This window comes from Streptomyces sp. NPDC111656, assembly GCF_055656965.1.
Map to the genome: position 1 here is coordinate 165,647 of NZ_JBVKCA010000009.1, position 12,558 is coordinate 178,204.

Consider the following 12,558-nt stretch of genomic DNA (forward strand, 5'->3'; position numbering starts at 1 on the left):
GGAGGCCGGTTCTCCTAGGACGGACGGCACAGCCCAACCGCCTTGTCCGGGGTTTCCGGCGCTCACAGAATCGCCGTATGGACGAACCCGCTGAAGTCGATCAGGACGCGGTGCTGAGGGCACGGACGATGCTGCTCGGATCGGGGCGGCTGCCTCTCCACCAGCAGATCGAGGCGTACCGAGTGCTGTCCGACGTAAGTCCGGCCCGACTGACGAGTCCCGGCTCTGTGGTTCAGTCGGTGTCGTCGCCGCACTTGGGCTCGGCGGGCTTGTCCTGCCGAGCCGCTCGTGTCGGCGGGGGCGGCTGGGTGCCGTCCTTGGCGACCGGCTGGAAGTAGTGGTCCAGCGCCCAGGCGGCCACGTGGGTGCCGACCCGGCAGCCGGCTACGTCCGCCGTGCGGGAGTGGACGCCGCCCCACACACGGGCGTCGACGACGTCCCGGTTGAGGCCCTCGGCTGACCCGTAGAACCGCGTGGTGCCGGTGACCTCGGAGGGGACGTGGAGGTCGATGTGCGAGGTGCCGAGGACGCCGGTCAGGGCGCGTGCCACGGCAGCGGCGACGGTCGTATGGCCGGCGACGTAGTCCGGGTGTGGTGGGGTGAGGAGCAGCGGCTCCCAGGCCGGGTCTGGCGTCGTGGCGGGGTTGCCGTCGGTGTCGGCGAGACGGATGGCGGTGATCGGCCGCCAGGAGCTGTAATGGAACTTGGCGTCCCATGCCGTGACGACGGCATCGGTCGCCGACGCGTTCACCGCGGCGAACAGCCGGGCCGTCTCGGCGATGCCGAGCCGGTGCCGGGCGGCGTGGTCTCGTACGGCTGTCTGGACCTGTTCGACCAGGTTGCCGCTGAAGAAGAGGGCGGTCTCGGTCTGCTGCGCGGTCCTGCCCGAGCCGGTCTTCGCGCCCATGGTCTTCACCTCCTGGACATCCTCGGCGTAGCGGGCCGAGGAGATGGCAGGTGGTCCGCCGGGGCGGAACTGCTGCGGGGAGGCGAGCAGGAGGGGGCGGAGCTTGGCGAGCCAGGTGTCGATGAAGGGCTGGAACGCGGGCGGGGTGGGCCGCCAGACCCCTGGTGCCGGGGAAGCGGTGAAGGGAACGTTTGCGAACCTTCCGTCCCCTTCCCGGAGTTCGATGATGCGGGCGGCAGCGCGCTTTCCGTAGTCGACGCCCCGGTCTCGGGCCTGACCGGCCGGAAGAGCGGCGAGCGAGCCCGCGTAGGCCGTGTCGAGCTGCTCCTTGAAGGCGGGGAAGTAGGCGAGCAGCACGTCGTGGGCCGCAGTGGCGGCGGCCGCCGCGGAGGATGCCTTGGCCGGACCGCGCTCGTGCCACTTGTACAGGGCGTAGCCGCCTTCGATCCCCACCACGGCGTTGTACACGGCGACGGAGACGAACCCCTCCCAGATCGCTGCCTGCCCGGAGGGGCGTGGGCCGAGGCTGGTCTTGATCGTGTCGGTGGCGATGGCGTTCCACTCGCGGACCACGGCTGCCGGGGCCGCCGCGGTCCGGGTGTCCGCGTCGGGTGGACTTGTCGCGGCGGTGAGCGTCACGAGGGAGGTGGCCGCGACGGCGCAGATGAATCCCCGGACACGTGAACGCGGAGGAACGGGAAGAGGGGGCTCTTGATGCACAGCGTCCTCCATAGAGTCGAGTGCCCAAGGCATAGCAACGGCCCACGGCGGGAGCAAGACAACTCGCCGCGAACCGGACAGGCCCAAGGCACCCTCGAACGCCGCACCGCCCGCTACGAGGAGATCACCGCCGGACGGACCCTGCACCGCCCTTGGTGACCTTGGTCCGGAGTTTCACCGGGAGCCGGTGGCCGACGGCGGTGCCTCGACGACGAAGAACAGGAAGCAGGGTTTGGTCGAAAGGTCATGGAAGTCGTCGGGGAACAGCTCACGGGCCGCCGGGTCGGGCTGCGGCTCGCTGATGACGGTCAGGCGGAAACCGGCGGTGGTGAAGGCATCGGTCATCGCGTGCAGCGGCTTGCGCCAGAACCTCATCGGGACGGACCGTCCGTTGAGCGTCCAGTCGAAGGTATAGCTGGTGGTCGCGGAGTAGTCGGGCCGAGGCTCCTGGAACGTGTAGGCCACGAAAGGGTGGTCCACCGACGCGATCAGCCGGCCGCCGGGCCTGAGCACGCGCCGCAACTCGGCCAGTGTCGGCCCCCAGTCCTCCAGGTAGTGCAGCACCAGCGACGCGACCACATCGTCGAACGCACCGTCGTCGAACGGCAGGCGGTCGCTGAGGTCGACCACGTGCAGGGCTACGTCGTCACCGAGCCGCCGCCTTGCCAACGCCAGCATCCCGGCGCTGGCGTCGATACCGGTGACAACCGCACCGCGGTCGCGCAGCGCGGCGGACAGGGGGCCCGAGCCGCAACCGGCGTCCAGGATCCGGCGGCCGGCCACGTCTCCGGCGAGGGCCAACATCGCGGGCCGCGCGTAGTACGCGTTCACGAGGTTGTTCTCGGTCTCCGCCGCGTACGCCTCGGCGAAGCTGTCGTAGTCATTCGCCCGGGCCGGATCCGCGGGCTGGGCGAAGCTCCCGGGCACGTCGGTTAAGTGTTCCATCGTCGCAGCCTAGTAGTCACATGATCCGCCGGACAGGCCCTAGGCTGGTCGACGACTGGATCGGGTGACGGGGGCCGACACGGTGACGTACAGGGCACGGCGCGGGGAAGAGCCCAGACCTTCGGAGCGGGCCGCGGAAGCCGCTGTTGACGAAGAACTTCCACAACCGCTGCGGCGGGACCGTGACTTCGGTGTCTTCTGGGTCGCGCAGACCCTTTCGGTCCTCGGGGACTCCTTCGCCCTGATCGCCCTGCCGCTGCTCGTGCTGCACGCGACCGGATCCGTCGCGCAGATGGGCCTGTTGACGGCCGTCGGCGGGGCGGCCTCGGTCGTGGCCGGCGTCTTCGCCGGGGTCGTCGTCGACCGGGTGGACCGCAGGAAACTGCTCGTGACCTGCGACCTGGTCCGTATGGCGCTGTACGCGGTGATTCCGCTGGTCTGGGTCTTCGGACCGCGGATCTGGCTGCTCTATGTGGTCCTGCCGCTGTGCGAGGCCGTCGGCATGCTGTTCTCCGTCGCCTACGTCACCGTCGTCCGCAACCTCGTCGGCGTCGAGCGGATCACGGAGGCCAACGGCAGGCTGAACGCGACCGCGGCGGCGGCCGGGGTGGCCGGTCCGGTGTGCGCGGGGCTGGTGGCGGCGTGGTTCGGGCCGGCCGCCGCCGTCGGCGTGGACGCGGCGAGCTTCGGTGTGTCGGCCGCCTGCGTCGGCTTCGTACGGTTCAAGGGCAGCACACGCCCCGCACCGGGACCCGCGGCCGGAGCGGGAGCGGTCCGGCGGCTGTGGACGGATCTGCTCGCCGGGGTGTCCTTCCTGGTCCGGCATCCGGTACTGCGCGTCCTGACCGTTCTGCTGTCCTTCTTCAGTTTCCTGACACTCGGACTGAACGACCTGTTGATCTACCACCTCAAGCACGATCTCGGCCGCGACGACGCCGCGGTCGGCACCGTGTTCGCGGTCGGCGCGCTCGGCACGATCGCCGGGGCGCTCCTGGTGGCCCGGGTGCGCCGACGCCTGGGCTTCGGCCCGACCTGGATCGGTTCGGTGGCGGTGTGCGGATGCGCGCTGGCGGGTCTGGGCTGGGCCCGCAGCGTGCCGACCGTCGCCGCCCTGACCGCGGTCTTCCTGGGCTTCGGGAGCGTGGCGGGTACGTGTTCCATGTCGCTGCGGCAGGAGGTGACTCCGGAGCATCTGCTCGGGCGGGTCACCTCGGCGTTCTGGACGTTGCACTACTCGGCGGCCCCGGCCGGCGCGGCCGTCCTCACGTGGGCCGCGGGGCGCCACGGCACGGCGGCGGTGGGCGCGATCGCGGGCGCCTGCTGCGTGCTCGTCGCCGTACTGGCCCTGCTCACCCCGGTGCGCCGACCCCGTACGGACGGGACCGGCGCCACCGGTCGTCAGCCGTTGACCCCGGAGTAGTGGCCGAGGCTCCAGCGCCACAGCAGCCGCGCGCCCAGATAGGCGAGCAGCCCCACCAGCGGTGAGGCCGCCGCCAGCCAGTACGGCACCCCCGAGTCGCCGCCGTGTCCGGTCAGCACGGCGGCCGGGAAGTAGGCGACGAAGGCCAGCGGCAGCCCGAAGGTGAGGAAACCGCCGACCGCGCGCGGCAGCACGTTGAGCGGATAGCTGCCGAACGTGCCGAGCAGTTCCTCCAGCCAGCGCCCCCAGTAGTCGGCGGCCGGGAAGCGCAGCGAGGCGCAGGCCACCGCCGTGAACAGGGCCGCCTCCAGGAGCATCCCGCCCAGCACACAGACGACGAGGTACGAGATCCGGGCCGCGTTCCAGTCCAGCTGGCTGCGGGTCAGCGCGCCCACCATCAGACCGGTCGCCACCGTCAGGTCGCCGATCGCATTCGTGGGGAAGACGGAGAGCTGGAGCTGCCGGTGGACCGGCATCGGGCGGACCAGATACGTGTCGATCACGCCCTCCTGGATGTGCCGCGCCAGTCCGTGCACCCGGCCCAGGACGAGCACGAACAGACCGTGCGCCAGCATCCGCGTCGCCGCGATCAGCAGCACGTCCTGGCTCGCCCAGCCGCCCATCCCGGTGAACCGGGTCAGCAGCACCGTCGCGAACACGATCACCGACACCTGCCAGATCGCGCCGATGGCGATCATCAGCAGGAACTCGGAGCGGTACTCCAGCTGCGCGCGGAAGTTGAGACGGGTGATGCGCCACACGATCCGCAGGGATGTGAGTGATGTGGTGAGCTTGGCCGTCATGGTCAGCCTCCCTGCGAGATCACGCGCCGGGCCGCCCGGCGCCACAGCAGCCGGGTGAACAGGGCGAGAGCCGCCACCCACGCGGCCTGCAGGGCGAGTTGGGGACCCGCCTGCGACACCGGGATCCGGCCCACGTACAGCGACAGCGGCACACTCAGCGTCGCCTGGAAGGGCAGGAAGCGGCTGAGCGTGATGAACCAGTCGGGGAAGAACCACAGCGGCGCGTACACCCCGGACAGCAGGTTCTGCGCGAAGACCAGGATCAGGATCGCGGCGCCGTTGCGGAGCGTCCAGAAGCACAGCTGGTCGATGACCAGCATCACGTAGTACAGGACCCACTGGCCCAGCAGCACGCTCAGCCCGAACACCGCCGCGACGGCCGCCGACCCGGGCGGCTGGACGGACCCGACGGCCAGACACACCGCGTATCCGGCCAACGCCCAGACGAATCCGTAGAGTTGCTCGCCGAGGGCCCGCAACGCGTAGTAGCGCTGCGGGGGCAGCGGGCGCAGATACCAGTACACGATGGTGCCGAAGTGCATGTGCTGCTGGACGGTGTCCCGGCCCGAGTACTGGTCCAACGCCCTGATCCGGGTGGCCAGTACGGCGAGCACGGCATAGGTGACGGCCTGGTCGCGGGTGAGGCCCGCGGTGGTGCCGGTCGTCGCGTACAGGCCGCGCCACAGCGAGGCCACCAGCACCACCTGCACGACGAGGCGCAGCAGCGCGGCGGTCATCCGGGGCGGGGTGTGCAGCTCGCCGAGCGGGGTGACCCGGGCGGCCCGCCAGCCGCCGGGGACGGTCGCGCTCACGCGGCCTCCGCCTGGACGTACGCCGCCCGCATCACGTCCTCCAGGTCCGCCTCGTCGATCGCGAGGTCGGTCACCTCGTACCGCTCGACGACCTGCTTGAGCGCCTGGTGGACCGTCGGGGCGCCCGGCCCGTCCGGCCCGAACACCACCTGGAGGCCCTCGCGGCGCAGCAGCGCGATGCCCGGCGGCGGGGCGATCGCCGCCTGCGGATCGGCGAGCGTCGCCCGCACCTGCCAGGTCGAGCCGAACCTGCGCCTGATCTCGTCCAGGGTGCCGTCGAGGACGAGCCGACCGTGGTTGATGAGCACGACCCGCTCGGCGAGCCGCTCGACCTCCGTCATGTCGTGCGTGGTGAGCAGCACGGTCCGGCCGCGCTCCTCCACCTGGTGCTTGAGGAAGCCGCGTACCTGTTCCTTGACCACCACGTCCATGCCGATGGTGGGTTCGTCGAGGAACACCACGGGCGGGTCGTGCAGCAGCGCGGCGGCGAGGTCGCAGCGCACCCGCTGGCCGAGGGAGAGATGGCGTACGCGGGTGTCCCAGAAGGAGGAGAGGGCGAGCAGTTCGTCGAACTCGCCGAGGCGGACGCGGTGTTCACGCTCCGGCACCCCGTAGATGTCCCGCAGGATCGCGAAGGACTCACGCACCGGCAGGTCCCACCACAGCTGGGTGCGCTGCCCGAACACCGCCCCGATGTTGCGCGCGTTGCGCTCGCGCTCCCGGTACGGGACCACGCCCGCGACGCGCGCCTCGCCGGAGGTCGGGGTGAGGATGCCGGTGAGCATCTTGATGGTGGTGGACTTGCCGGCGCCGTTCGGGCCGAGCAGCGCGAGCAGTTCGCCGGGCGCCACCTCGAAGGTGACGTCGCAGACGGCCTCCTTCGCGACCCGCTCGGGCTTGACGAGGGACTTGAGCGCGCCCGCGAAGCCCGGGCGGCGCACGGTGGTGTGAAAGGTCCGGGACAGCCCCCGGACCTGGATGCTGCCGCTCATACGGACGCCTTCCGGGTCAGTGCGATCAGCCACAGGGTGGCCACGAGCGAGGCCGCGGACAGGGCGGTCAGCAGCCAGGGGACGGCGTGGATCCCCGCCGCCTCGATGCCCACGCCGAGCAGCGCAGGAGCCGCCACCCCGCCGATCATCGAGGCCGCGATCACCCAGGCTCCGGCCCTCTTCGCCTGAGGGAGGGCCCTGTTGAGCCACGGCAGGCCGGTCGGGAAGACGGGCGCGATGAACAGACCCACGCCGGCGTACGCCACCGGCGCCGCCGCGGGGATCAACGCCAGCAGCAGGCACGCGGTCATTCCGGCCGCGCAGACCGCGAGGATGCGCTCGGGCGCGTACCGCAGGGTGACCGGGACGACGAGGAAGCGGCCCGCGGTCATCATCAGCCAGTAGACGGAGGTGGCGGAGGCGGCGACCGTCGCGCTGTAGCCGACGGTCTCCAGGTGGGTGGGTTCCCAGCCGCCGACGCCCGCCTCGACGCCGACGTTCAGGATGTAGAGGAGCAGGAAGCCCACCAGGACGCGGGAGAGCAGGCCACCCGAAGCGACGGGCCGCTCGGCCGGGGAGACGGGCGGCGCCTGGCTGCGGACCCCTCCCGTGCACAGGATCAGCGCCCCCGCGAGCACCGCGCACGCACCGAAGGCGTACGGATAGTCGTCGGGCCCCAGCCACGCGACCAGCGCCGGACCGAGGACCGCACCGATGCCGAAGTGCGCGTTGAGGACGTTCAGCATGGCCGTCGAACGGTCGCCGAAGCCGACCGCGAACAGCTGGTTGAGGCCGTAGTCGATACCGCCGAAGCCGAGGCCGCCGAGGAAGGCGGCGGCGAGCGCGAGCGGCCAGTTCGCGGCGAGCGCGAAGCCCGCGCCGCCCGCCGCCATCAGCGCGTAACTCACCGCCAGCAGCGCCCTGTTGGATATCCGTGAGTGGATCGCGTTGAAGGCGAGGACGCCTGCGACGCCACCGGTGAAGTGCAGGCTCAGGCCGAGGCCCGCCGCCGAGGGGGAGAGGCCGTACTGCGCGCGCAGGCCCGGGACGGCCGGGCCGTAGAGCGCTTGCAGCATGCCGATGAGGACGAATCCGATACACGACGCGACCGCGGCCGGTCGACTGCACACCTTTCTGGGGGACACCCCCAGACCCCCGTGCCGACCGGCCGCGGTCCTCGTGAGGGTGTCAGCCATGGATCTCCGAGAAGTGGAACGTGAATTCGGCGGGAGCGGGCCGCAGTTGGTACTGCTCAAGCGCGCCCGGACCGCACGACTGCGAGCCGATGCCCTGCTGCCCGTGGTCGAGATTGACCCAGACCGTGTCACCGGCCAACAGATCGGTCGGATGCTCGGCAGCGTCGAGCTGCTCCGACGTCCAGCGGCGCGCGGTGAACCAGAACTCCGGCTCGCCCTCGACCCGCAGCCCGCCGATCTCCACCCAGCGGACGTCGGCCCGAGCGCCGTTCTCCTGCGGACGGACGTACGGCGTCTGGAGTCCGTCGATGGTCGACTCCCAACGCCCCACCATGGAGGCGGACTTGGTGTCCGGGTAGGCCTCGCCGGGGCCGCCGCCGAACCACCTCGCCCCGTCCACCGAGCCCGCGAGCCCCAGCCGGATCCCGAGCCGGGGCAGCGGCAGCCTCCAGTCGCCCTCGGGTGCCACGGACACGGTCAGCCGCAGCCGTGTGCCGTCGGACGTCCACCGGTAGACCGTGCGCAGGGCCACCTCGCGGGCGGCGGGCGCCACCCGGGTCCGTACGGTCAGCGCGTCGTCGCCCAACTCCACCGACTCCAGCCGGTGTTGCATCCGGTGCAGGCCGAGCTCCCGCCAGAGCGGGCCGTAGCGCTGATCCGGCTGCCAGGCCGCCCCGTTGTCGTTGTCGGTCGGCGCGCGCCACACGTCCAGACGCAGCCCCCTGACATCGACCCCGCCGATCGACCGCAGCGCGCCCGTACGGGCGTCGAAGGCCGCCGGGCCCAGGGTGATCTGCCCCTCGCCGAGGACCGGACCGTCGCTCTGCACCACGGCGGTCAAGGGCCTCGCCGAGAGCGGGAACTGGGCCCAGGCCACCAGGTGGTCCTTCGGCCCCCACGCGGTGTCGGCCGCGAGCGTCGCCCGTACCGTCCACTGGGTCTCCCCGCTTCGTGGGTCGGCCGGCGGGTCCGGCAGCTTCACGTCCGCGGATTCGCCCGGGGCGAGCTCCGGCACCGGCAGCACGCCCGCCTCGACGGTCTCGCCGTCGACCTGGTAGGACCACTCGAAGGCCAGCGCGGACAGATCCGCGAAGTCGTAGCCGTTGGTGACGCGCACGGTCCCGTCCGCGCCGTCGCCGACGATCCGGACCGGCTCGATCACCTTCTTGTACTCGATCAGCCCCGGGGACGGGGTCCGGTCGGGGAAGAGCAGCCCGTCGCAGACGAAGTTCCCGTCGTGCAGTTCCTCGCCGAAGTCGCCGCCGTACGCGAACCCGTACCGCTCGTCCTTGATGCCGTGGTCGATCCACTCCCAGATGAAGCCGCCCTGGATGCGGTCGTACGACTCGAACAGGTGCTGGTAGTCCGCGATCCCGCCGGGACCGTTGCCCATGGCGTGCCCGTACTCGCAGAGGATGAAGGGGAGTCCGCGGCGCCTGTGGGTGCCGCCGTCAAGGCCGCGGCCTATCCTCTCGACCTCGGCGTGGTCGGCGTACATCCGCGAGTAGACGTCCGTGTCACGGCAGCCGATGTCACCCTCGTAGTGGATGAGCCGTGAGCCGTCCCGGCCGCGGATCCACTCGGCCATGGCGGTCAGCCCGCGCCCGGTGCCGGCCTCGTTGCCGAGGGACCAGACGACGACGGAGGGGTGGTTCTTGTCGCGCTCGACCATGCGGGCCGCCCGGTCGAGCAGGGCCGGGGTCCAGCGGTCGTCGTCGACGGGGTTGTCGCGCCAGGCCTGCTCGGTGAATCCGTGCGTCTCGAGGTCGCACTCGTCGACGACCCACAGGCCGTACTCGTCGCACAGTTCGAGGAAGGCGGGGTGCGGCGGATAGTGCGAGGTGCGCACCGCGTTGATGTTGTGCCGCTTCATCAGCAGCACGTCCTCGCGCATGGTCTCCAGGTCCAGGGCGCGGCCCCGCTCCGGGTGCCATTCGTGCCGGTTGACGCCCTTGAAGAGGAGGGGCGTGCCGTTGACCTTGATCAGGCCGTCCTCCAGGGCGACCGTGCGGAAGCCGACGCGCAGCGCGACGCGTTCGCCCTCGGTCGCGAGCACACCGTCGTACAGCCGGGGTGTCTCGGCCGTCCACGGCCGCACGGGGACGGTGACCGACTCGCCGGTCGCGACATCGATGTCGAGGGCGGGCACGGTGACCCGGCCGTCGACGTCGGAGTCGACGCGCAGGGTCCCGAGGCCTTCGACGTGGTCGTAGGAGGCGTGCACGAAGAAGTCGAGCACGCAGCCCGCCGGGCGGTGCAGGAGCGTGACGTCCCGGAAGATGCCCGGCAGCCACCACTGGTCCTGGTCCTCCAGGTACGAGCCCGCCGACCACTGGTGGACACGGACCGCCAGCACATTGCCGCCCGGCTTGAGCAGCCGGCCGACCGCGAACTCGTGCGGCAGCCGCGACCCCTTGAACTCCCCGATGTCGGTGCCGTTCAGCCAGACCCGGGCGCAGGACTCGACCCCGTCGAAGCGCAGCACCGCCCCGCCGTCCGAGGGCCAGTCGGACGGCAGGTCGAAGGTGTGCAGATGATCGCCGGTCGGGTTCCCGGTCGGCACGCGCGGCGGGTCGACCGGGAACGGGTAGAGGTGGTTGGTGTAGATCGGTGAGCCGTGCCCCTGGAGGACCCAGTGGCCGGGGACGGACACCTCGGCCCAGTCCCCGGCATCGAACCCCTCCGTCGCGAACGAGTCGTCCTCGGCATCGGCGGTGGGGGACAGACGGAAGCGCCAACTGCCGTTCAGTGACAAGGACCGCGCGTCCGAGGACGCGTACCGGGCGCGTGGCGGGAGCGCCCCACTGCCCGGCGAGACGTCCTCGACGTAGTCAATGGCGGAAGTCGTGCGGAAAGACATCGGTCTCCTAGATCGTCCCTTGGGGCCCGTTGAGCCTGTCGATCAGCCCTTGATGCCCGTCTGCGCGACCCCTTGCACCAGCCAGCGCTGGAGGAAGAGGAACACGAACACCAGGGGCAGGATGGAAACGGCGGTCGCCATGAAGATCAGATGGAAGTTGACGACCTGGTTGGTCATGTACGAGGAGAGCGCGATCTGCACCGTCCAGGCGCTCGGGTCCTGGCCGATGACCAGCGGCCACAGGAAGGCGTTCCAGCCGCTGATGAAGGTGATGGTCGCGATCGCGGCGAAGAAGTTCAGGGAGTTCGGTACGACGATGCGCCAGTACGCGCCCCAGTAGCCGAGCCCGTCCACGCGCGCCGCCTCCTCCAACTCCTTGGGGAACCCCAGGAAGTACTGCCGGAAGAGGAAGCAGGCGAAACCACTGAAGAGCACCGGAATGACGAGACCCCGGTAACTGTCCACCCAGCCCAGCGAGGAGACCAGCACGAAGCTCGGCACGAAGGTGACGGCGGGCGGCACCATCAGGGTCCCCAGGACCATGTAGAAGATCTTGTTGGCGTGCTTGTACGGGATACGGGCCAGGCCGTAGCCGGCGAGCGAGCAGACCAGCAGGGTGCCCACCGTGATCAGGACGGCCACGACCGCGGAGTTGAACAGGGAACGGCCGAAGTCGACCGTCGTGTCGTGGAACAGCTCGGTGAAGTTGCTCCACTGGGGGTTCGTGGGGAAGAACTTCCAGTTCTCGCCGGTGATTTCGGGGTCCGTCGACAGCGCGTTGCGGACGATCAGATAGAAGGGGACCAGGAAGAGCACGGCGGCGACGCCGATGGAGACGTACAGGCCGGTGTTGCCGATGACGCTGCCGCGCTTGATACGGCGTGGCTTGTCGACCGGAGCGACCGGAGGCACTGTGGTGGTCACTTGTCGTCACCCCTTCCGAAGCCCAGGAACTTGCCCTGCGCCAGTGTCACGATGAGGATCAGCAGGGTGAGGATCACCGCGCCCGCGCTGCCCTCGCCGTAGTCCTGGCTCTCGCCGAGCGCGGTGTAGTACAGCTCGACGAGCGGCGGCCGGCCCCAGGTCGTCTTCGCCAGCAGGTTGTAGAACTCGTCGAAGGCCTGGTAGGCGGCGATGACCAGCAGCAGGATCACCGCGGTCGAGGTGGCCCGCAGCTGCGGCAGGGTGATGTGACGGAAGGTCTGCCAGCCGGGCTTGGCGCCGTCGATGGCGGCGGCCTCGTACAGCTCGGGCGGGATGTTCTGCAGCGCCGCGAGGAACAGGATCATGTAGAAACCGGCCTGCAGCCACAGCCGGAGCGTCACGATGACCAGCCAGTACCAGGGCGGATCGGGGTTGGCGAGCCAGGCGATGTTCTCGACGCCGAACCAGCCGAGGATCGTGTTCATCAGGCCGAAGCGGACCCCGCTGAACATCGACATCTTCCAGATCAGCGCGGCGGCGACATAACTGCACGCGGTCGGCAGGAAGAAGACGGACCGGAAGAACGCCCTCATGAAACGCAGCCGGTTCACCAGCAGGGCGAGACCCAGCGACAGCGCCCAGGTGGCGGGCACGATGAAGGCGGCGAACACGGTGAAGGTGACGAGCGAACCGGTGAATTTGCTGTCCTGCAGCATCTGCCAGTAGTTGTCGAAACCGACGAACTTGCTCGGCGTCACCGTGAAGCGCGCCTCGAAGAAGCTCAGCCAGAGGCTCCAGCCGATCGGCACATAGACGAAGACCGTCAGGCCGATGAGGAAAGGGCTCGTGAAGAGCCAGAAGTTGAAGGTGCTGCTGCCCCGCAGCCCCCGCCGCGGCCTGGCCGGTGAGGCCTTGGCCGAGGCGGGGTGCGCGACACCGCGCGTGGTGGTGGTCGACATGTCGAAACCCGTCCGTCGGT

At 70.3% G+C, this 12,558-nt stretch carries 10 protein-coding genes; 1 reads left to right on the top strand and 9 read right to left on the bottom strand.

Features of this window, described 5'->3' with window-relative positions; translation table 11 throughout:
* Nucleotides 1-232: 232 nt before the first annotated feature.
* Together ACZ7M3_RS26660 and ACZ7M3_RS26665 are read right to left on the bottom strand one after the other, a co-directional pair.
* A complete protein-coding gene (locus ACZ7M3_RS26660) occupies nucleotides 233-1,627 on the bottom strand; it encodes a vanadium-dependent haloperoxidase (protein ID WP_472066177.1) in 1,395 nt (464 codons plus the stop codon).
* 174 nt (nucleotides 1,628-1,801) lie between these two features.
* A complete protein-coding gene (locus tag ACZ7M3_RS26665; RefSeq protein ID WP_472066179.1) occupies nucleotides 1,802-2,572 on the bottom strand; it encodes a class I SAM-dependent methyltransferase in 771 nt (256 codons plus the stop codon).
* 82 nt (nucleotides 2,573-2,654) lie between these two features.
* On the opposite strand from ACZ7M3_RS26665, the gene ACZ7M3_RS26670 reads away from it, so the two are divergent.
* Nucleotides 2,655-3,992: an MFS transporter gene (locus ACZ7M3_RS26670; RefSeq protein WP_472066457.1), complete on the top strand. Its 1,338-nt coding sequence runs from the start codon at nucleotides 2,655-2,657 to the stop codon at nucleotides 3,990-3,992.
* Here the strand turns inward: ACZ7M3_RS26670 and ACZ7M3_RS26675 are convergent.
* The 7 genes from ACZ7M3_RS26675 to ACZ7M3_RS26705 all read right to left on the bottom strand — a co-directional run bounded on the left by ACZ7M3_RS26675 (nucleotide 3,971) and on the right by ACZ7M3_RS26705 (nucleotide 12,538).
* Nucleotides 3,971-4,795, bottom strand: coding sequence for an ABC transporter permease (locus tag ACZ7M3_RS26675; protein WP_472066181.1), 825 nt, complete (start codon nucleotides 4,793-4,795; stop codon nucleotides 3,971-3,973). The two genes, ACZ7M3_RS26670 and ACZ7M3_RS26675, sit on opposite strands and share 22 nt — an antisense overlap.
* A 2-nt stretch (nucleotides 4,796-4,797) precedes the next feature.
* Nucleotides 4,798-5,532, bottom strand: coding sequence for an ABC-2 family transporter protein (locus tag ACZ7M3_RS26680; protein ID WP_472066459.1), 735 nt, complete (start codon nucleotides 5,530-5,532; stop codon nucleotides 4,798-4,800).
* Nucleotides 5,533-5,603: 71 nt separating this feature from the next.
* Nucleotides 5,604-6,599: an ABC transporter ATP-binding protein gene (locus ACZ7M3_RS26685; RefSeq protein ID WP_472066183.1), complete on the bottom strand. Its 996-nt coding sequence runs from the start codon at nucleotides 6,597-6,599 to the stop codon at nucleotides 5,604-5,606.
* A complete protein-coding gene (locus tag ACZ7M3_RS26690; RefSeq protein ID WP_472066185.1) occupies nucleotides 6,596-7,675 on the bottom strand; it encodes an MFS transporter in 1,080 nt (359 codons plus the stop codon). The genes ACZ7M3_RS26685 and ACZ7M3_RS26690 overlap by 4 nt, the downstream gene beginning before the upstream one ends.
* A 112-nt stretch (nucleotides 7,676-7,787) precedes the next feature.
* Nucleotides 7,788-10,655: a glycoside hydrolase family 2 TIM barrel-domain containing protein gene (locus tag ACZ7M3_RS26695; protein WP_472066187.1), complete on the bottom strand. Its 2,868-nt coding sequence runs from the start codon at nucleotides 10,653-10,655 to the stop codon at nucleotides 7,788-7,790.
* 42 nt (nucleotides 10,656-10,697) lie between these two features.
* Nucleotides 10,698-11,579: a carbohydrate ABC transporter permease gene (locus ACZ7M3_RS26700; RefSeq protein WP_472066189.1), complete on the bottom strand. Its 882-nt coding sequence runs from the start codon at nucleotides 11,577-11,579 to the stop codon at nucleotides 10,698-10,700.
* Nucleotides 11,576-12,538 carry a carbohydrate ABC transporter permease gene (locus ACZ7M3_RS26705; RefSeq protein ID WP_472066191.1) on the bottom strand — a complete coding sequence of 321 codons (963 nt, stop codon included), beginning with the start codon at nucleotides 12,536-12,538 and terminating at the stop codon, nucleotides 11,576-11,578. The genes ACZ7M3_RS26700 and ACZ7M3_RS26705 overlap by 4 nt, the downstream gene beginning before the upstream one ends.
* Nucleotides 12,539-12,558 lie beyond the last annotated feature (20 nt).